A 21,030-nucleotide genomic window follows, 5' to 3' on the forward strand; every position below is an offset into this window, starting at 1 on the left:
ACAATTTTAGCATAAAAAAAGCTCTGACATATAGCCAGAGCTTTCTTGTATATTTGAATACTTGAAATTATTTTTTGAATTTCGCGTACTTATTTTTGAACTTATCAATACGCCCTGCAGTATCTACTAACTTAGACTTACCAGTGTAGAAAGGATGTGAAGTTCTTGAAATTTCTAATTTAATTAATGGATACTCAACTCCTTCTACTTCTAAAGTTTCTTTTGTGTTAGCAGTTGAACGTGTTAAAAAAACATCTCCGTTAGACATGTCTTTAAACGCTACCATTCTATAATTTTCTGGATGTATACCTTTTTTCATCTCTTGTAAATTTAAAATCTTTTATTTTTGTTGAAAAAATTATAAAGTTGGTAAAGCTTTATAGTTCTTTCATATATCAAAAACCTGCAATGGCTATTTGAGGGTGCAAATTTAACCCTTTTTTTTAATTTGCAAACAAATAATTTGCTTTAATTTGTAGTACATCTTTATAAACTATAGAAAATAACATTTTATATATGCGTTTTTATAAACTTTTATCATTAGGATTAACTACTTTACTCATAACTTCTTGTAGTGAAACTAATTACAAATTTAAATTAAACACTACTAAAAAAACCACTCTAGGCGAAAAAGCCGCTATTAAGTTTGAACAATTGAAGGGGGAGCAGATAGATTCTGTACACCTTTATGTAAACAACAAACGTGTAAACACTAACGAAACAAGTGTTACTATTAATACTGCCGATTTTGGTGTAGGAAAACATGCTGTTACCGCATTGGCTTTTTATCCTAATAAATCAAAAAAATTAAACAACTCTATTGAGATTTTAGCAAAAGAGGCTCCTGCTGTATACTCTTATAAAATTGTAAACATTTACCCACATGATAAAGGAGCCTATACTCAAGGACTAGAATATAAAAACGGTTATTTATATGAAAGTACGGGGCGAAACGGTGAATCTACTTTACGAAAAGTTGAATTAGAAACTGGAAAAGTTTTACAAAAGATAGATTTGGATGAAAAATACTTTGGTGAAGGAATGACCATTTTTAATAATAAAATTTATTGGTTAACATGGCACGCTCGAAAAGGATTTATATACGATTTTGAAACATTTAAACAACTTGGCAGCTTTAATTACACCAATAGTAATCAAGGATGGGGATTAACACATAACGGTTCTGAGCTTATTAAAACGGATGGAAGTAACAAAATTTGGTTTTTAGACGCCAATAATCAGCAAGAAAAAAGAAGTGTTCAAGTATACACAAACAAATATCCCGTTGATAATTTAAATGAAATTGAGCTAATAAATGGTAAAATTTATGCTAATAAATGGCAACAAAACTCAATAGTTATTATCAATCCAGAAACAGGTGTCGTTGAAGGTGTAGCTAACTTAAATGGATTGAGAGATATTGTTGCTAAAGATCAAACTTTGGAGACTCAAGATGATGTACTAAACGGAATTGCATATGATTCTGAAAACAATCGTTTATTTGTTACAGGAAAACATTGGGGAAAATTATTTGAAATAGAATTAATCAAACAATAATCCTAAACCATGAAAAATACCCTTCCCATACTAGCACTTATTCTATCCATTATTGTAATATCTTGTAGAAAAGACTTCAATACAGTACCTAGTTATGGGAAGTTACAGTTTTCAAAAGACACCGTATTTCTAGACACTGTTTTTAGCAATATAGGTTCTGCTACGTATAACTTAAAAGTATACAATAAGAGTAGTAAAACTATTACAATTCCAGAAATCAAATTGGAAAATGGAAATACTTCAAATTATCGATTGAATGTAGATGGATTAGCTGGTGACAGTTTCAATAATATTGATATTTTGGCAAATGATAGTATTTATATTTTTATAGAAACTACTATTAATGTTAACACCATTACCGATCCTTTATATACTGATAAAATATTATTTGATAATGGAGAAAACCAACAAGATGTAGATTTAGTTACTTTAGTACAAGACGCTCATTTTATTTTTCCTTCTAAAAACAGTTCGGGTATTGAAACATTAACTATTAATGGTAAAGAAACCGAAATTCAGGGTCGCTTTTTAACTGACGAAGAACTAACCTTTACTAATGAAAAACCTTATGTCATTTACGGTTACGCTGCTGTACCATCAAGTAAAACACTAACAGTTGAAGCCGGAGCTAAAATTCATTTTCACAATAATTCAGGCTTAATTATTGATAAAGATGCAAACTTTAAAGTGAATGGAACTTTAGATGAAAAAGTAATTTTTGAAGGAGACCGATTAGAACATCAGTTTAGCGAAATTCCAGGACAATGGGGAGCTATTTGGATACGTGAAGGTAGTTTTAACAACGAACTAAATTATACTCAAATTAAAAATGGAACTGTTGGACTTCTTGTTGACGGACAAGATACCTCCTCTCCCACGCTAACAATAAAAAATACTGAAATATATAACAGTTCAAACTATGGTGTTTTAGGTAGAAACACACATATTGAAGGAGAAAACTTAGTAATAGGTAGCGCAGGACAATCTGCATTAGCTTGTACTTTTGGTGGTAAATATAACTTTGCCCATGCTACTTTTGCTAACTTTTGGAACAATAGTATTCGTCAATTACCTTCGGTTTTAGTCAACAACCACATTAGTTATCTTAATAATGATAACCAAGAAATTACAGAGACTAATGATTTGGTTACCGCTAACTTTATAAACTGTATTATTGAAGGAAACAACAACGTTGAATTTATTCTTGATAGAATTGATGGTACAACCTTTAATTACTCGGTTGAAAATTGCTTAATAAAATTTAATGACCTTAATAATTCATTCACAGATAATACTGAATTGAATTTTAATGATACTGAACATTATCAAAATAACATTTTAAACGGAGAGCCTAACTTTAAAGATGTTACTAAAAATGAGTTTATCATTGGTGAAAATAGTGATGCTATTAATAAAGCTAAACCTTCTACTGTTTCTAATGATATTTTAGGTGTAGACAGAAGCACTTCCCCTGATATTGGAGCTTACCAACATACTAATTTTTAACTCTTCAAAAAGAGTCATTAAACATTAAAATATTTATCAAGCGATATATAGCTTACAAGCTATAAAACGAATTCAAGCTAAAAAATATGTTACTTGTTTTTTTCGTTACATAACTTACCTGTAGTACACTTCTTTTCAACCTAAAAAACACTCCATTCATCGAATTAAAAGTAAAAGAACATAGAATCTAAAATATATTTGTAGTGTATTTGTTTCATTCATAGTAATAAAATAGATTAATTAGTTTGGTTAGTTGAGAGCTATTCTTTATTAATAAACATTGAATAGCTCTTTTTTAAAAAAGAAATCATTAAACATCAAAATATTTGTCGGGGGGCAACACTATAGATACGTATCTATAAATAAAAGGAATGCTGAGCATTCCTTTTTTGTTCTTTTTTATAAAATCTTTCCAAAAATAAATTCAAATTAAAAAACATGTTACTTGTTTTTTTCGTTACATAACTTATCTGTAGTAGGCTTCTTCTCAACCTAAAAAACACTCCATTCATCGAATTAAAAGTAAAAGAGCATAGAATCTAAAATATATTTGTAGTGTATTTGTTTCATTCATAGTAATAAAATAAATTAATAAGTTTGGTTAGTTAAGAGCTATTCTTTATTAATAAAATTGAATAGCTCTTTTTAAAAAAAGAAATCACTAAACATCAAAATATTTGTCGGGGGGCAATACTATAGATATATATCTATAAAAAAAGGAATGCTTTGCATTCCTTTTTATTTTTAACGTACTGTTTTTCAATTCATAATTTCTTTATAAACCCTCCCACCTTTCATCACAAAAACTACTTTTTCCATCGTATGAATATTTTGAATAGGATCTTCTCCTACTGCAATGATATCTGCTACAAACCCTTTTTTAATCTGTCCTAACTCATTTTTCATGCCTAATAATGCTGCATTAGTCACTGTTGCAGACTGTATCGTTTCTATAGCAGGCATTCCTGCTTCAACCATGTACCCAAACTCTTTTCCATTCTTACCATGTTTAAAAACTCCTGCATCGGTACCAAAAGCTATTTTTACACCCTTTTTATAAGCTCTTCCAAAAGTTCCTTGTATTTGTGGACCAACAGCCAATGCTTTAGGCACTACAATTTCTGGATAAAAGCCTTTTACTTTAGCCTTCTCTTCTACTTCTTTTCCAGCTGTAATAGTTGGTACCAAATATGCATCGTATTTTTTCATCAACTCCATTGTTTCATCACTCATATAAGTTCCATGTTCAATCGTTTTTACCCCTCCAATTATAGCGCGTTGCATTCCTTCATCTCCATGAGCATGAGCCGCTACATGCATTCCGTAATCTTTAGCTGTTTCACAAATTGCTTTTATTTCCTCAATAGTAAACTGCGGATTGTCTCCGCTTTTGGCCACACTTAATACGCCTCCTGTAGCTGTAATTTTTATACAATCTGCTCCATTTTTGTAACGCTGTCTAACCGCTTTTCGAGCATCTTCTACCGAATTTACCACTCCTTCTTTTGGCCCAGGGTTTCCTATTAGCTTTCTACTGCTTCCATTTGTTGGGTCTGCATGCCCTCCTGTCGTTGCTAAAGATTTCCCCGCAGTAAACACTCTCGGACCTACAATTTTTCCCGATTTAATTGCTTTAGCTAAAGAAATATTAACCCCTGTTCCTCCCAAATCTCTTACCGTGGTAAAGCCGTTTAACAAAGTGGTTTCGGCAAACTTAACTGAGTTATAAGCTCTATCAGCATCATTCAAAATATATTTTTCCAGTCTTGTTTTCGGACTATGTTCACTTTCAACATGCACATGCATATCAATCAATCCAGGCATTACCACCTTATCTTTCAAATCTATCGTTATATCATCAGTATTTTCAGGGTTCACATATCCTTTTAACACATCAATAATCTTGTTACCTTTTACAATTATAGTTTGTTGTTCTTTTATTTTACCTTTTTCTGTATCAATTAATTTCCCACAAAATATATAGGTATTTTGAGCAAATGTTGTGATTGACATTGTTAGGAGAAGCGTTAAAAAAAGTCTTTTTTTCATGATAATTTAAGAATGATTAAACAATAAATGTAGTGATTTTTATGTAGCTTGCCTTTTTAAATTTTGACAATTACATGAAGAACGTTGTTATTACAGGAACTAGTAGAGGTATTGGTTTTAAATTAGCACAACAGTTTGCTAATCAAGGACATCAAGTATTAGCCTTATCAAGAAACACAAAACCTTTAGAACAGGTTAGCCACCCAAACATCACTATTATCTCTGTTAATTTATCGAACGAAAGAGATTTACAAAAAACAGTTGAATTTGTTTCAACTAAATGGAAAAAGGTAGATATCCTTATCAATAATGCAGGAAAGTTGGTTAACAAACCTTTTGAACAACTAACTACGCAAGATTTTGAAGAGGTTTATAAAGTGAATGTTTTTGCAGTTGCTGAATTGACTAAAACCCTTCTACCGTTTATGCAAAAAGGGAGTCATGTGGTAACAGTGAGTAGTATGGGTGGAATTCAAGGAAGCATGAAATTTCCTGGATTAGCTGCCTATAGCTCTGCCAAAGGTGCTGTAATTACCTTATCAGAACTATTAGCAGAAGAATACAAAGAACAACAAATAGCTTTTAATGTATTAGCCTTAGGCGCTGTACAAACAGAGATGTTAGAAGAAGCTTTCCCTGGTTATGAAGCTCCATTATCTGCTAAAGAAATGGCTAATTATATTTTTGATTTTGCTTTAACTGGTAATAAATATTATAACGGAAAAGTGCTACAGGTTTCAAGCTCTACTCCATAATAAAATAACGTGTATCACTTTTAATGATTTTCGTTTAACATAACTGAAAAGAAAATTGTATCTAGAAGCATTAGTTAATTCTCGATACAATTTTTTATTTTTTCATTTTATTTCAAAATAAAAACCGCTCGAACTGACTTTTGAAAAAAACACTAATTAAATACATCCCCAAAGAAGCAATTCCATTAGTTGAATATTTAATTATTGAGCATAAAATCAATTTGAAAATAGTAAGTGAACGCCAAACCAAACATGGTGATTTTCGTCGCTTACCAAATGGTCACATGCAAATTACAGTAAATAACAACTTAAACCCTTATCAATTTTTACTGACGTTAATTCATGAAATTGCACATCATGTTACGTATCAAAAATTTGGAAGAGTACAACCTCATGGTAAAGAATGGAAAACAGTTTTTCAACATTTAATGTTACCTTTTTTACAGCCAGAAATTTATCCAAAAAATATTCTGCCATATTTAGCCAATTATTTAAAAAATCCTAAAGCCAGTACAGATACCGATACAAACTTATCGTTAGCTCTACGAGGAGGTAAAGCAGAAAATGGAAAGCATTTTATATTTGAAGTACCTGTAGGGAGTGTTTTTAAATTTAAAAATATTTTATATAAGAGAGGAAATAAACGAAGAACTCGTTATGAATGCTTAAATTTAAACAATAAAAAAACCTACTTATTCAATCAAAACGCAGAAATTGAATTAATAAAAACTTAAAATTCTTATGAAGAATAATTATTACGCAGTAATTATGGCTGGTGGCGTAGGTTCTCGTCTTTGGCCTGTAAGCACAGAAAACAATCCTAAACAATTTCATGATTTATTAGGAACTGGAGAATCTTTATTACAAAAAACCTTTTACAGGATCAATCAATTAGTTCCTTCTAAGAATATTTTAATTGCTACGAATCAACGTTATAAAGAATTAATATTAAAACAACTTCCTGAGATTAGCTCAGAACAACTACTTCTTGAACCTACAATGCGCAACACAGCTCCTTGTATTTTATATGCTGCATTAAAAATCCGTCAGCAAAATGAAAATGCTGTGATGTTAGTAGCCCCATCAGATCACTGGATAGAAAACGAAACCGAATTCCTTAAAAACATAGAAACTTCTTTTAACGCTTGCTCAAAGGAAGACATATTAATGACTCTAGGAATACAACCGAATCACCCAAATACGGGGTATGGCTATATTCAATTTGAAGAAAATGCTTCTGAAATAAAAAAGGTACAAACGTTTACCGAAAAACCTAATCTAGAAAAAGCTACTCAGTTTTTAGCGAGTGGCGACTATTTATGGAATGCTGGTATTTTTGTTTGGTCTGTTTCTAGCATTTTACATTCCTTTAAAAAACATCTTCCTGAAATGGTAAACATTTTAGAAACCGAAGATAACGTGTACAACACTAATTTCGAAGATGATTTTATTAAAAGCAACTACGAGAAGTGCGAGAATATTTCTATCGACTTCGGAATTATGGAACGCTCTGAAAAGGTACACGTACTCCCTGTAGATTTTGGTTGGGATGATTTAGGTACTTGGGGTTCTTTATATAACAAACTTGATAAAGACACTCATCAAAACGCAACAGTTGGAGCTACAACTATTTTTAAAGATGCCAACGGGAATATGGTTAGTACTAAAAATGGTAAAAAAGTAGTAGTTCAAGGATTACAAGATTTTATTATTGTAGAAAAAGATGATGTATTAGTTATTTGTCCACGTAAAGACGAACAAGACATTAAACAACTACGAACTGAAGCAAAAGAGCAATTTTAACAAACTACCTCTATCTTTATAAGATATTACTGATTAATGGAATATTCCAACACTCTTAACATAGGAATTTTAGCACATGTTGATGCTGGTAAAACTACCTTAACCGAACATTTATTATACCATACAGGAGCTATAAGAAATATAGGGAGTGTAGATAAAGGTTCTACTGTTACTGACAGTTTAGCACTGGAAAAAGAACGTGGAATTTCCATAAAAGCAGCTACCACTTCTTTTATTTGGAATGACACCAAAGTCAATCTGATAGATACTCCTGGACACGTAGATTTTTCTAGTGAAGTTGCAAGAACATTATGTGTGGTAGATGCTGTTGTTTTAGTTATTTCAGCTGTTGAAGGTGTACAAGCTCATACCTTAACTATTGCAGATGCTTTGCAAAAACTGAAAATTCCTACAATAATTTTCATTAATAAAATTGACCGACAAGGAGCAGATACAGAGAATGTTTTAGAACAAATAAAAGATGAGCTTCAAATTAAAACTGTGTCTATCTATACCAGTCATCATGAAGGATTGGACACTGCTTGTATTAATCCAGTTTTTCATAATAATTCGGCTACCAAAGAACAAAAAGAAGCCATTTTAGAAGAGTTAATTGAAACCGATGAAAATTTACTAGAACAATACTTAAATGGTCACACCATTACTGATGATGTCTATATAAAAACTATTGTAAAAAACACTTCCAAAGCTTTAATTTCACCTGTATTTACAGGAATTGCTAAAAACAACATTGGTGTAAAAGAGCTATTAGATGGATTAACAAGTTTCATTAAACCAGATAAGAATACTGCCACACAAGAAACTTCTGCTTATGTATACAAGTTAGAGCATCATAAAACTCATGGTGTCATGGCACATGTAAAGGTTTTTTCGGGTGAGTTATCTTCTAAGTCTGTTATTTACAATCATACCCAAGCCGTAGAAACTAAAATAAACCAATCGAAGGTTTTTCATCATACCAAACACATAGACACTACTATTAAAGCAGGTGATATAGGAATTATTACAGGTGTTGTTGATACAAAAACAGGAGATATTCTTGGCAGCCCCGAAGGAATTCCTAAGCTCCCCGAATTAAATACTCCCGTCTTGAGTGTACAAGTGATACCTAATAACGATAAAGATTACAATGCTTTAGCGCAGGCTTTACAAATCATAGACAGAGAAGATCCAACGCTACAATTCAAATGGCATAAACCCGAAAAAGAACTGTTGTTATTACTAATGGGAGATATGCAAATTGAAGTACTTACACATGTTTTATTAGAACGATTTTCAATCCCTGCTACTTTTACAGAACCTCAAATTGTTTACAAAGAGACCATAAGCAAAGCTACAGAAGGTTACGTTCGTTATTGGATGCCTAAGCCTTGTTGGGCAATTATGACTTTTTTAATTGAGCCTGCTCCTTTAAATTCTGGTGTTAGTTATCAATCTATTGTTTCTAAAAACGATATTCATAATAAATATCAAAATGAAATAGCGAGGACTATTCCGAAGGCTTTAGAACAAGGTTTACTCGGTTGGGAAGTTACCGATATAAAAATAACATTGATTAAAGGAGAAGATCATAATGTGCATTCAAGACCTGGTGATTTTAATTTAGCTACTCCAATGGGAATTATGAAAGGTTTACAAGCTGGCGGAACACATTTACTAGAACCGTTAGTTCGCTTTGAAATAAAAACTAATGAAGAATTTTTAAGTAAAATCATTTCTGAACTTACTACTAGAAGAGCTACAATCAACTCTCCTACTTTTCAAAATGAAATGATGCACCTTACAGGAACAATTCCCGTAGCCACTTCTCTAGACCTAAGTATTAAATTAAATACTATTTGTAGTGGACGTATACGTTTACGAATGGTTTTTCATGGCTATGATGTATGTCCTGAAGGAGAAGGAAAATCAAAACCTTTTAAAGGAGTTAACCCTTTAGACGAAGCGCAATGGATACTACATCGTCGTGGTGCTTATAAAGCTGACGAACGAGTGATTTAATTCACTTTCTTTATTTCATCCAATACCAAAGAATTAAAAACTTTCTCTTCACTTATAAAATGACTCTTAATAGAGATATAATTAAGATTATCAACCTTTCCTTCTAAACGCATATAATCCTTTTCGGTAGTTAGTATAATTTTTTCTTGAGATTGCAATTCATCAAAGTTTTTCTTAATAGTTGTAATATCCTGATTCGTGAAATTATGATGGTCAGGAAAGTTTAGATGCTTATAACTTACTTCCTTTTCTTTCAAAAAATTCAATAAAGGAGTCGGATTCGCAATTCCTGTTACTAACAAAACTTCTTTATCCTGCAAATCATCAATTGTTAACTCTTTTGTTCCTTTTAAATTCTCATCGTAAGCAATCGTTGTAAAGAACACTTTTTGATATGGCTTCGGATTGAGTTTTCGTACTATCTTTTCTTGTTCTGTCTTCGATAAATTCTCAGGACATTTCGTAACCACAATCACACTAGCCCGTTTAGCTCCTCTCCTACTTTCTCGCAAATTCCCTGTAGGCAATACAAAATCATCTACAAATAAATCGTTATACTTGGTTAGTAAAATATAGCTACTCGCCGTTACTTTTCTATGCTGATAAGCATCATCCAACAACACTACTTCTGGCGGATTATTGTGCTGTAACAACTGTTGAATTCCATTAGTTCTATCAGCATCCACAGCTATGGTAACATCTTTTTTAAACTTCTTATAAAACTGTAAAGGTTCATCACCTACATCTTCTGCAGTATGTTTGTCATTTACTAACTGAAATCCTTCTGTTTTACGTTTATATCCACGACTTAAAACAGCAGTATTATAATCATCTTTCAGTAATCGTATCAAATATTCAATCTGTGGAGATTTTCCTGTTCCTCCTACACTCAAATTACCAACAGCAATTACAGGAATATCAAAAGAAGTAGATTTTAAAATACCTACATTAAAAAACCAATTACGAATCCTCGTAATTACATCATACAAAACAGCAAACGGAAATAATAAAAATCGAAGTAGCTTCATTACATCAAAAGTAATAATTTAAGCATTAATCTACAGGATACTTTTATTTTCATTTTTCTACTTTGTAACTTTGCTATATTAATACTTTGAAACTTACCCAAATGCAAATAAAAGACGTCACCAACTACATTGAACAATTAGCTCCGCTTTCGTATGCTGAAGATTTTGACAATGTTGGTTTATTAATAGGTAATTACAGTACTAAAGTTACAGGAATTTTAGTTACCCTAGATACCCTTGAAGAAACTGTAGATGAAGCAATTGCTAATAACTGTAATCTTATTGTAAGTTTTCATCCAATTGTGTTTAGCGGATTAAAAAAGATTAACGGTAACAATTATGTAGAACGTGTTGTGCTGAAAGCTATTCAGCACAATATTGCTATTTATGCTACACATACCGCTCTAGATAATGTTAATAATGGAGTTTCAGCTAAAATGGGAGAAGTTTTGGGATTAGAAAACATGAAAACCTTAATTCCAAAAAAAGGAATCATAAAAAAACTAACTACTTATGTTCCTTTTGCAGAAGCTAATAATCTTCGTGAAAAATTATTTGAAGCTGGCGCAGGTAATATTGGTAATTATGATAACTGTTCTTTTAATGTAGAAGGAAAAGGAAGCTACAGAGGAAACGAAAACTCAAATCCGACTGTTGGTGAAAAGGGTAAATTGATGTTTGAAGAAGAAACCTGCATTACAGTAACATTCGATTCTTATTTAGAAGGAAAAATACTTTCCGCTCTCTTTAAAAACCATCCATATGAAGAAGTTGCTTACGAAGTCATTATCTTAGATAACCAAAACCAAAACGTCGGTATGGGAATGATTGGAGAACTGCCTTCGGCGATGAATGAGAAAGACTTTTTATTATTTGTAAAAGAAACCTTTAAAACTGGTTGTGTAAGACACTCAGAATTACTTGGCAAACCTATTAAAAAAGTTGCAGTATTAGGAGGTTCAGGAAGTTTTGCTATTAAAAATGCCATACGAGCAGGTGCAGATGCCTATATAAGTGCTGATTTTAAATACCATGAATTTTTTAAAGCTGAAAAAAGAATCTTACTTACAGATGTTGGACATTATGAAAGCGAGCAGTTTACAAAAAACCTTTTAGTTGATTATCTTAGCAAAAAATTTAGTACTTTTGCAATTATTTTAAGCGAAAAGAGTACAAATCCAATACACTATATTTAACAGATGGCAAAAAAAGAAGTAACGGTAGAAGAAAAATTAAGAGCGTTATACGATTTACAGTTAATCGATTCTAGAATTGACGAGATTAGAAACGTTCGCGGTGAATTACCTTTAGAAGTTGAAGATTTAGAAGATGAAGTTGCCGGATTAAACAAGAGACTTTCTAATTTAGCTGAGGATGTTAAAAATTTAGAAACTGACATTAGTAACAAAAAGTTAGCGATTGAAGAATCTAAAAACTTAATTACTAAATACGAAGAACAACAAAAAAATGTTCGTAATAACCGTGAATTCGACTCTTTATCTAAAGAAATTGAGTACCAAGAGCTAGAAATTCAATTATCTGAAAAGAGAATTAAAGAATACAAAGCTAAAATTGCTCAAAAGAAAGAGGTTATTGATAACACCAAAGAAAAATTAGCTAAGCAAGAAGCACATTTAGCTCACAAAAAAGGTGAATTAGATGCTATCTTAAAAGAGACTGAGAAAGAAGAGCAATTATTAAAAGAAAAGTCTGAAGAATTTTCTCAATCTATTGACAAGCACTTATTAACGGCATACAAAAGAATTAGAACTAAAGTAAGAAACGGTTTAGCTGTTGTTGCTATTGAGCGTGGAGCTGCAGGAGGTTCTTTCTTCACTATTCCACCACAGGTACAATTAGAGATTGCTAACCGTAAGAAAATTACAATTGACGAGCACAGTGGTCGTATTTTAGTAGATCCTGCTTTAGCACAAGAAGAAAAAGAAAAAATAGACAGCTTATTTGCTTAATATTTTTCTTAAAGTATATACAAAAGCCTCCAAAAATTTGGAGGCTTTTTTATTACTATCAGTTTTGATGATAAAATTAGTGACAATTAAAAATCAAAGCTACTCACTTTTCACCTAACGTTACATTTTCGTATCTTGCATTCTGCTTATGATACAATTTATATTAAATAATCAGGTAATAAAAACTACAGCAAACGCTGGTATTACCCTACTCGATTTTATTCGAGAACATCAACAGTTAAAAGGTACAAAAATAGGATGTCGTGAAGGTGATTGCGGTGCTTGTACCGTTCTAATCGGTGAACAAAAAAACGGTAGTCTTAGCTATCAAAGTATAACTTCGTGTATTTCTCCTTTAGGAAATGCTAACGGAAAGCATATTGTTACGGTAGAAGGTATCAATTTACCAAAAGAACTGAATACCGTTCAAAAAGCAATGGCCGATAATTATGCGACACAATGTGGTTTCTGTACTCCAGGATTTGTGGTTTCTATGACTGGTTATGCTCTTGACAACAACCAAACAACTTCTTGTAACGATGCTGTCAGCGGAAACATTTGTCGTTGCACAGGGTATAAATCGATTGAAAAAGCTGGTTTTGAAATAGAACAAAAACTGCAACAAAAAGACAAAAACCATCAAATTGATTGGCTAATCAATGAAGGTTTTATTCCTAATTATTTTGAAACTATCCCTGAAAAATTAGCACAAATACAACCAAAAACCTTTGAAAAAACGGGAATAAAAGTAGCTAACGGAACCGATATTTATGTACAGCATGCTGATAAAATGGCGGAAGAAGATGTACATTTATTAACCGATAAAAACGCTTTAAAAGAAATTTCTTTTACCGAAGGATTTTGTACACTAGGTGCTAATACAACAGTGACCGAAATAGCAGAAAGCAAACAATTACAAACCCTCTTTCCTAAACTCAAACAATTTTTGAAGCTTGTTTCTTCTGAGCAAATCAGAAACATGGGAACCATCGGTGGTAACTTTGTAAACGCCTCACCTATTGGCGATATGTCTATTTTCTTTTTAGCATTGAACTCAATGGTAACCATTCAAAAAGAAGATGGAAATATGCGACAAATTCCATTTCAAGAATTTCATCAAGACTATAAAAAGTACGATTTACACGAAGGTGAAATCTTACAATCAATACAATTCAAAGTTCCACAAGCAGAAGACTTTTTTAATTTTGAAAAAGTAAGCAAACGAACACATTTAGATATTGCTAGTGTAAATTCCGCTGGAAAAGTTTCTATAGAAAACAATACAATTACAGATGCTCATTTTTCTTTAGGAGGTGTCGCAGCTATTCCAAAATATTTATCCAATACCAACACCTTTTTAATAGGAAAAACAATCAATTCTGAAACTATAAAAGAAGCCGAAACAGTTTTACAATCAGAAATTTCACCCATTACTGATGTTCGAGGAACTGCCGAGTACAAGCGTTTGTTAGCACGACAATTATTTTTTGCTCACTTTTTAGAGCTATTCCCGAACCAAGTAGAACTTAAAAAATTGATTGCCTAATGAAAACGATGAAAAACATAGACAGTTTTACTCATGTTAGAGGAGAATCGTTATTTGTTGACGATTTAATGCTGAGACAGGACACCTTATTCGGCTTGGTTTTTGACTCGCCAAAAGCGCATGGAAAAATCAAATCGGTAGATTATTCAAAAGCAGAAGCGCTAGAAGGTGTAATAAAAATATTCACCTATAAAGATGTCTTAGGAGAAAATCAAATTGGAGGCATCATTCCTGATGAACCTTTATGGACAGAAGATGAAGTCCATTTTTGGGGACAACCCATTGCTTTTATTGTTGCTAAAAGTGAAGCCATCGCTAAAAAAGCTAGAGCCTTAATTACTATAGATATTGAAGAACTTCCTGTAATCACAACAGCTAAAGAAGCCAAAGAAAAAGGAAGCTTTATCAATGCTCCTCGTTCATTTAACTTAGGAGACACCCAAAATGCTTTTACCGAATGTGAATATGTATTTGAAGACGAAACTTTTTCGAACGGACAAGAGCATTTGTACCTCGAAACACAAGGTTGTTATGCGGTTCCTCAAGAAAACGGGAATATAAAAATTACCTCATCAACTCAAGGCCCTACCGCTGTTCAAAAAACAGCAGCCAAGGTTTTAGGTATACCAATGCATAAAATTGAAGTAGATGTAATTCGTTTAGGAGGTGGTTTTGGAGGTAAAGAAGATCAAGCAACTCCTTGGGCAGTGATGGCTGCTGTGGCAGTGCAACACTTAAACCGCCCAGTTAAATACATGCTGAATCGCCATGACGATTTACGTATGACAGGAAAACGTCACCCCTATTCATCATTTTATAAAATAGGACTCACCAAAGACCTAAAAATTAAAGCCTTTGAAGCTGAGTTCTTGCAAAACTCTGGTGCCGCCGCTGATTTATCTCCTGCTATTGCTGAGAGAACTTTGTTTCATGCTACCAATAGCTATTTTGTTCCAAATGTACATACTACCGTGTATAGCTGTAAAACCAACCTACCTCCTAATACCGCTTTCCGTGGTTTTGGTGGTCCGCAAGGTATGTTTGTTATTGAAAGTGCTATTGCAGATGCCGCTGATAAAATCGGAATCAACAAAAGAAAAATACAAGAAGCAAATCTATTAGCTGAAAACGATGAGTTTTCTTACGGGCAAATTGCAACCGAAGTACAAGCACAAAATTCGTGGTTTAGTGCAAAAGAGCAATATCAACTTGAACAGCTAGAACAAGAAGTAGCTGACTTCAATAATAAGAACGACCGCTACAAAAAAGGAATTTCATTAATGCCTATTGCTTTTGGTATTTCGTTTACCAATACCCCGATGAACCATGCACGTGCTTTGGTACATATTTATCAAGATGGAAGTGTTGGTGTTTCTACAGGTGCCGTAGAAATGGGACAAAGTGTAAACACTAAAATATTACAAGTAGCACAAAGTATTTTAGGAATTTCGCCAGATAAAGTAAAACTAGAAACCACGAACACTACACGTGTTGCCAATACCTCACCTTCTGCAGCAAGTTCAACTGCCGACCTTAACGGAAAAGCAACAGAAATGGCGTGTAATTCGTTAGTTGAACGACTAACTGAAGTTGCCGCTGACATGCTCTCTACCAAAAAAGAAAACATCTCTTTTCAAGAAGATGCTGTTTTTGTAAATAATAAAAAATCAGAGCTAACATGGGAAGCTTTAATTGCTGAAGCGATGCTTCGTCGTGTGGCGCTATCTGAAAATGCACATTATGCTACACCAGTTATTCATTTTGATAAAACCAAAGAAAAAGGACATCCGTTTGCCTACCATGTATACGGTACTGCCATAACAACGGTTACTGTAGATTGTATCCGTGGTAATTATGAAATTGACAGCGTAAAAATTGTACACGACTTTGGTAAAAGTATGAATATGGGCATTGATTTAGGGCAAGTTGAAGGTGCTTTGGCACAAGGAATTGGTTGGATGACTATGGAAGAAATCTCTTATAATAATGAAGGACGATTATTATCGAATGCCTTGTCTACCTACAAGATGCCTGATATTTTTTCAGCTCCCAAAACAGTTGAAACCATTCCGTTAAAAACTGAAGGGAATCAAATGGCTATTAAAAAATCGAAAGCGGTTGGTGAACCTCCATTAATGTATGGAATTGGGGCTTATTTTGCCATCCAGCAAGCGGTAAAAACCTTTAACCCTAATTATAAATTAAAATTCCACGCTCCTTTTACACCCGAAAAAGTGTTGATGGGATTGTATGAAAAATAGAAAAATTAATACTGTTTATGAATAAGAAAATATTCTTTGTGCTAGCAATTAGTACAATTAGTTTAAGTCTCTTAGGACAAAGTAAAAAAATAAGAGCTGGTGAGTTTATGGTTCATTTTCAAGAAAACTATAACAAACAACAGTATCGTAAAATATATAACAGATTTGCCGCTAGGTTTCAAAAGAATGTCCCGAGAAAAAAATGGGATTCTCTTTTAAACAAGATGAATTTTACCTATGGAAAAATAACTAGTTTCTCTTATGTTGAAACTGCTAATAATTCTGTGAGGTTTAATGTTAATTTTGAAAAAGGAAACCAACGTTTTAAATTATATCCAGATAATCAAATCCTGAACAAACTAGGAGGTTTTGTTTACAGAGATAACCCCTATTTAGAAAAAAACATATCAAAAATAGCTTTACCTTTCGATGAAGGAGTTTGGTACGTAGCACAAGGAGGAGATGCTAAAAGTGATAACAATCATTATGATGTTAATCCGCAAAAAAAAGCTTTTGATTTTGTTTTAATTGATGACAACAAAAAAGTTCATAACGGACAAAGACATAAAAACGAAAACTATTACTCTTTTGGCAAAAATGTTTTAGCCCCCATAAATGGTGAAATTATCTCCGTTATTGATGGAATTAAAGATAATGACCCAGGTCATATTAACCGTTATTATGCAGCTGGAAATTCCATTATATTAAAAACCAACAACAATGAGTTTTTGTTCTTTGGTAATTTAAAAAACAACTCTATTAAAGTGAAAACAGGAGATATTGTTACGAAAGGAACAATTATTGCTCAGGTTGGTAACTCTGGAAAATCTTACTACCCACACTTACATTTTCACATTCAAAATATTGAAAGTATAAACAGTGCAGACGGAGTTAAGTGTTACTTTGACAAAGCTTTGGTTAATAACAAAGAAAAAACCAATTACTCACCGATTAAAGGTGACTTAATTCAAAATAAATAGGTATCAAACTACAATACACCAAACAGAATATATTTAGGGGTGCGTTAATTTATAGCATCGGAGATACCATTGCATCCCTTTTACTAAACGAGTTTTCAATATACAGACTTCTCGGAATGGTACTTATTGGTGCTACTGTTTATGCTTTTGAAATCCCTAATTATTTTAATTGGATAGAAAAAAAGACAGCAAACAATAGCGGACTCAAAAAAACACTCGCAAAAACCCTATTAGCCATTGCGTACTTTAATCCACTTTGGATTTTTAGACATTTGCTGTTTATCAAGCTATTTTCCGGGAATTTTGAACAAATAACCAGTAATTTATTTATTGTTGCTTGTTGGTCGTTTTTAGTGAACATTCCTATTTCGTTTATTGCTAATTTTATCATTCAAAATAAAGTAAAACTCGATTGGCGTTTTTTAGCCAGTGCTATTTTTTCTGCACTAATGGCTATTTATTATGCCCTAAGCGAAACCATTTTTAACTAAGCTTTTATGGAATTTTGGCAACAGTTACATACAAAACTTCAAAACAAACAGAAGGTATACCTCCTAACAGTAATTGAAAACCTTGGTAGTTCTCCAGGTCGAAAAGGCTTTAAAATGTTAATTGCCGAAGATGGTTTTATTTTCGGTTCTGTGGGCGGTGGTGTAATGGAGTTTGCACTCGTTGAAGAAGCCAAACAACTATTACAACAAGAGATTCCGCCAACATTCATCAAAAAACAAATTCATAAAGGAAATATCAAAGATGGTTCGGGTATGATTTGCTCTGGTGAACAAACTGTGGCCTTTCATTGCTTAGACTCTAAACATATTTCAATAATTTCAACTATTATTTCTTCTTTACAACACGGTAAAAAAGGAATATTACATTTATCTCCTACCCTATTTGATTTTACTTCTCATACTCTAGATAATCAATTTGAATATACCATCAACTCAAAAGAAGATTGGTACTTTAAAGAACATATTGGTTTTAAAGAAACCTTGTACATTGTAGGTGGTGGACATGTAGGCGTTGCTGTTTCTGAACTCTTTGTAAAACTTGGTTTCTATGTAGTTGTTTTTGACAATCGAGAAAACCTCAACACTTTAGAAAATAACCAAACGGCTCATAAAAAACAGGTTATTGATTATAACGATATTGAAAACTACATAGAAGAATCTTCTTCAAGCTATGTAGCCATTATGACTAATACATATACCGATGACAAGTTGGTATTGAGTAAGTTGATAAAAAACAACTATCAATTTCTAGGCGTTTTGGGTAGCAAAGCAAAGTTGCAAACGATGTGGGAAGTTTTGCAAAATGAAGGAGTTACTCAAGAAGAATTAAACAACGTTCACGCACCTATTGGACTTTCAATAAAAAGTGAAACCCCTGAGGAAATAGCGGTAAGTATTGCGGCACAGATTATTCAAATTAAAAACACCTAAACGAATAATGAATCAACCTAATGAACATAAAACCTTTTTAACAAGCGTTTTTAATCGTTATGCTACGGTGAGTGACGAGGCGATTTCTTCTTTGTTTTCGGCTGTAAAAATTCATGATTTAAAAAAAGGAACTACTTTATTGCCTTTTGGTAAGGTATCAAAACACGTTCATGTTCTTTACAAAGGAGCTGTAGTTTCGTGTTTTTTACATAAAAACGGTACGGTATATCATAAAAACATCTTTTTAGCAGAGAGCTTTGTAGGTTCTGTAGTGTCGTCACTTACCAATACACCTTCTCAATTTTCTCTAGAAGTTATAGAAGACTCAACCATTATTAGCTTTCCGTATGACACCTACAGACAACTTATTAAGGAAAACCAAGATTTACAAAACTTCTATATTGCTTATCTTGAAAAGAACTGGGTAATTGATAAAGAGAAACGAGAAATTGACATTGTTTTAAAAGAAGCTAAAGAACGGTATCTCGATTTTGTAAACGCTAACCCCAACATAGAAAATAGAATACCATTACACTATATTGCCTCTCACTTAGGCATCACCCCCACTCAATTAAGCCGAATACGTAAGAGCATTAAAAAAAATGTATAGCAATCAACATATGTAAAGAAAAAGGTGTTATTTCCTTTCCATCTTTGCAGTATGAAAATATTCTTTTTATACTTTTTGGCCTTTATTGGTGGGGTTTCACTAGCTGTTCAAGCAGGATTTAACACACAATTAGGTGCTATTGTAAAGCAACCTGTTATTGCTGTTATAGCCACCTCTATAGCCAGTGCTGTTTTTGGGTGCTTATTCATATTTCTATTCAAAGAAGAAAGTATTCAACTAACTATAGCGCAACAAGTACCTTGGTATTTATGGTTTATTGGCGGACTTTTTAGCATGATTGGTATTTCTCTTTATTTTTACACCATACCAAAGCTAGGAATTTCAAAAATGATTGCTTTTGGCTTATGTGGTCAATTGATTTTTTCGTTATTCGCAGGAAAATTTGGTTGGTTAAACCTACCTGTTGAGCCTATAACTACCAAAAAATGTATTGGAATTATTTTCATGGCAATTAGTATTCTTTTAATCAACTCAAAATGAAAAAAATAGTATCAAATATTAATAATTTAACCTCTTTATGGAAAACTGCTGCGGCTCCATATCAAGGCTATCATAAAGAAACATCTTTTGAAAGCGCTTATATTGAAAATACCCAATGGCCTAATAGAATTTGGACTAACCTCTCTCCTTCTGAAAACCAACTAAAAGAAGTACAGCAACAAATGTTAGGAGAAGATAAGTATTTTACATTTTCTTTATTTACACTATCAAGTCAAGAAAATAATATGGAACTTGATGCTAAAATTCAGTTAAAGTCTACACAATATGGAATGAGTTTAGAACTAAAAGAAAAGTTCGAAACGCAAAGACAGATCGATTTTAAAAGAGTAGAAAACACAGAAGAAGCTAACATTTGGAGCAACGCTTTTTTTAAAGCCTTTAATTACGAAATAAGCACAGCAACCATTTTAAAAACTAAAGAAATCATCCCCTACTATCTTGTTTATTTTGAACAAGAACTTGTTGGAACCGTAATTTTATACACCACAAATACGATTGCTGGTTTGCACAGCTTAGGTATTATACCAGAAAAAAGAAAACAAGGTTTTGCTACCGAAATTATGCGCCATACATTGAATAAAGCCATTGACCAGAATTTGTCTTTAGCTACACTTCAAGCCTCAGAAATGGCGAAAGAAATGTATTTAAAACTAGGGTTTTCTTTAGACTTTTTAATGGAGAACTATATACTCAATACAACAAACTAACAATTTTCTACACAATATGAATATTTTATCTTTTTTTGTTGTTTGGTGTTACTCCCATTATGCAGTGAATGACACTTCCCTTAGGCTTCGTGTGTCGACCCGATTAGGCTTCGTGTGTTGACCCGATTAGGCTTCGTGTGTTGACCCGATTAGGCTTCGTGTGTTGACCCGATTAGGCTTCGTTTATTGTTCCGTTTAAACTTCTTGATTTGATCCGTTTAATCTTTGTGATATGATTCGTATTAGCATTGTGAATTGATTCTTTTAGTCTT

19 protein-coding genes are annotated in these 21,030 nt (G+C 32.7%); 16 read left to right on the forward strand and 3 right to left on the reverse strand.

From position 1 onward, the window contains the following. Window positions 1-67 precede the first annotated feature (67 nt). Entirely contained in the window at window positions 68-319 is a 252-nt protein-coding gene (locus ABMY20_RS11235; RefSeq protein ID WP_047789607.1) for a type B 50S ribosomal protein L31, read from the reverse strand. A gap of 197 nt (window positions 320-516) precedes the next feature. Between ABMY20_RS11235 and ABMY20_RS11240 the strand changes: the two genes are divergently transcribed. Together ABMY20_RS11240 and ABMY20_RS11245 are read left to right on the forward strand one after the other, a co-directional pair. Further along, complete coding sequence (locus ABMY20_RS11240) at window positions 517-1,557, forward strand: glutaminyl-peptide cyclotransferase (protein ID WP_159490643.1); 1,041 nt, start codon at window positions 517-519, stop codon at window positions 1,555-1,557. A gap of 9 nt (window positions 1,558-1,566) precedes the next feature. After that, window positions 1,567-3,063, forward strand: a complete 1,497-nt coding sequence (locus ABMY20_RS11245; RefSeq protein WP_253057165.1) for a hypothetical protein — start codon at window positions 1,567-1,569, stop codon at window positions 3,061-3,063. Window positions 3,064-3,822: 759 nt separating this feature from the next. On the opposite strand, the gene ABMY20_RS11250 is transcribed toward ABMY20_RS11245, so the two are convergent. After that, window positions 3,823-5,112 carry an amidohydrolase family protein gene (locus ABMY20_RS11250; RefSeq protein WP_349265324.1) on the reverse strand — a complete coding sequence of 430 codons (1,290 nt, stop codon included), beginning with the start codon at window positions 5,110-5,112 and terminating at the stop codon, window positions 3,823-3,825. Between the two features lie 74 nt (window positions 5,113-5,186). On the opposite strand from ABMY20_RS11250, the gene ABMY20_RS11255 reads away from it, so the two are divergent. The 4 genes from ABMY20_RS11255 (at window position 5,187) to ABMY20_RS11270 (ending at window position 9,692) form a co-directional block, all read left to right on the forward strand. Beyond that, window positions 5,187-5,867 carry an SDR family oxidoreductase gene (locus ABMY20_RS11255; protein ID WP_349265325.1) on the forward strand — a complete coding sequence of 227 codons (681 nt, stop codon included), beginning with the start codon at window positions 5,187-5,189 and terminating at the stop codon, window positions 5,865-5,867. Between the two features lie 140 nt (window positions 5,868-6,007). Continuing rightward, entirely contained in the window at window positions 6,008-6,601 is a 594-nt protein-coding gene (locus tag ABMY20_RS11260) for a SprT-like domain-containing protein (protein ID WP_047789602.1), read from the forward strand. Between the two features lie 7 nt (window positions 6,602-6,608). Beyond that, the gene (locus ABMY20_RS11265) at window positions 6,609-7,670 is read left to right on the forward strand and encodes a mannose-1-phosphate guanylyltransferase (protein WP_047789601.1); all 1,062 of its coding nucleotides are present in this window, start codon (window positions 6,609-6,611) and stop codon (window positions 7,668-7,670) included. A gap of 36 nt (window positions 7,671-7,706) precedes the next feature. Then, window positions 7,707-9,692 carry a translation factor GTPase family protein gene (locus ABMY20_RS11270; RefSeq protein ID WP_349265326.1) on the forward strand — a complete coding sequence of 662 codons (1,986 nt, stop codon included), beginning with the start codon at window positions 7,707-7,709 and terminating at the stop codon, window positions 9,690-9,692. Here the strand turns inward: ABMY20_RS11270 and lpxK are convergent. Continuing rightward, window positions 9,689-10,720 (reverse strand): tetraacyldisaccharide 4'-kinase, encoded by a 1,032-nt coding sequence (lpxK, locus tag ABMY20_RS11275; protein ID WP_349265327.1) that lies wholly within the window; start codon window positions 10,718-10,720, stop codon window positions 9,689-9,691. The genes ABMY20_RS11270 and lpxK overlap by 4 nt on opposite strands. A 101-nt stretch (window positions 10,721-10,821) precedes the next feature. On the opposite strand from lpxK, the gene ABMY20_RS11280 reads away from it, so the two are divergent. The 10 genes from ABMY20_RS11280 (at window position 10,822) to ABMY20_RS11325 (ending at window position 20,758) form a co-directional block, all read left to right on the forward strand. Then, entirely contained in the window at window positions 10,822-11,916 is a 1,095-nt protein-coding gene (locus ABMY20_RS11280; protein ID WP_349265328.1) for a Nif3-like dinuclear metal center hexameric protein, read from the forward strand. Window positions 11,917-11,919: 3 nt separating this feature from the next. After that, the gene (locus ABMY20_RS11285; RefSeq protein ID WP_047789597.1) at window positions 11,920-12,690 is read left to right on the forward strand and encodes a zinc ribbon domain protein; all 771 of its coding nucleotides are present in this window, start codon (window positions 11,920-11,922) and stop codon (window positions 12,688-12,690) included. A gap of 148 nt (window positions 12,691-12,838) precedes the next feature. Beyond that, window positions 12,839-14,236 (forward strand): FAD binding domain-containing protein, encoded by a 1,398-nt coding sequence (locus tag ABMY20_RS11290; protein WP_349265329.1) that lies wholly within the window; start codon window positions 12,839-12,841, stop codon window positions 14,234-14,236. A gap of 8 nt (window positions 14,237-14,244) precedes the next feature. Next, window positions 14,245-16,497, forward strand: a complete 2,253-nt coding sequence (locus ABMY20_RS11295) for a molybdopterin cofactor-binding domain-containing protein (RefSeq protein WP_349265330.1) — start codon at window positions 14,245-14,247, stop codon at window positions 16,495-16,497. A gap of 17 nt (window positions 16,498-16,514) precedes the next feature. Then, window positions 16,515-17,477 (forward strand): peptidoglycan DD-metalloendopeptidase family protein, encoded by a 963-nt coding sequence (locus ABMY20_RS11300; protein WP_349265331.1) that lies wholly within the window; start codon window positions 16,515-16,517, stop codon window positions 17,475-17,477. 116 nt (window positions 17,478-17,593) lie between these two features. Continuing rightward, a complete protein-coding gene (locus tag ABMY20_RS11305) occupies window positions 17,594-17,968 on the forward strand; it encodes a hypothetical protein (protein ID WP_281980181.1) in 375 nt (124 codons plus the stop codon). A 6-nt stretch (window positions 17,969-17,974) separates the two neighbouring features. Next, window positions 17,975-18,919, forward strand: a complete 945-nt coding sequence (locus tag ABMY20_RS11310; RefSeq protein WP_349265332.1) for an XdhC family protein — start codon at window positions 17,975-17,977, stop codon at window positions 18,917-18,919. A 7-nt stretch (window positions 18,920-18,926) separates the two neighbouring features. Then, window positions 18,927-19,529, forward strand: a complete 603-nt coding sequence (locus ABMY20_RS11315) for a Crp/Fnr family transcriptional regulator (RefSeq protein ID WP_349265333.1) — start codon at window positions 18,927-18,929, stop codon at window positions 19,527-19,529. Window positions 19,530-19,580: 51 nt separating this feature from the next. Next, window positions 19,581-20,030: a DMT family transporter gene (locus ABMY20_RS11320; RefSeq protein WP_349265334.1), complete on the forward strand. Its 450-nt coding sequence runs from the start codon at window positions 19,581-19,583 to the stop codon at window positions 20,028-20,030. Continuing rightward, window positions 20,027-20,758, forward strand: a complete 732-nt coding sequence (locus ABMY20_RS11325; protein WP_349265335.1) for a GNAT family N-acetyltransferase — start codon at window positions 20,027-20,029, stop codon at window positions 20,756-20,758. Before ABMY20_RS11320 ends, ABMY20_RS11325 begins: the two co-directional genes overlap by 4 nt. Window positions 20,759-21,030: the final 272 nt, after the last annotated feature.

Source organism: Tenacibaculum sp. SSH1-16, from assembly GCF_040104435.1.
GTDB classification, from domain to species: Bacteria; Bacteroidota; Bacteroidia; order Flavobacteriales; family Flavobacteriaceae; genus Polaribacter; species Polaribacter mesophilus.